The following is a 261-nucleotide window of genomic DNA, read 5'->3' as shown; positions in this document are numbered from 1 at the left end:
GCTTCGACCTTGAGTGATCGACTGATGCCCCTGCTCTCACAGAGTTCGTCCAATTGCTTGCGCATCGGGTCGCCAACACCGAGCGAGACAAAGTTCAAGCCATCAAGATCGTCCGCCTGAACAACCGCAAGTCTGCTTAAGGAATGTCCTTTCGGCATCACGCAGACTGGTGGTGTCGCGACGAGCGTCCGTCTCACGACAGACGGCGTATCGTCGTTGACTTCCGCCGCGACACCGATGTCGAGTTGGTTGCGCCCGGCC

Annotated in this window: 1 protein-coding gene; it reads right to left on the bottom strand. The window is 58.6% G+C overall.

Features of this window, described 5'->3' with window-relative positions; all coding sequences use genetic code 11:
* On the bottom strand, positions 1-261 hold a 261-nt coding region (locus SB679_RS24900; RefSeq protein ID WP_410704979.1), incomplete at both ends, for a LysR substrate-binding domain-containing protein.

The sequence above is a fragment of the Chryseobacterium sp. SIMBA_029 genome (genome assembly GCF_046535275.1).
GTDB lineage: Bacteria > Bacteroidota > Bacteroidia > Flavobacteriales > Weeksellaceae > Chryseobacterium.
Note: the sequence above shows the minus strand (reverse complement) of the source record. Positions and strands in the feature narration are given on the sequence as shown.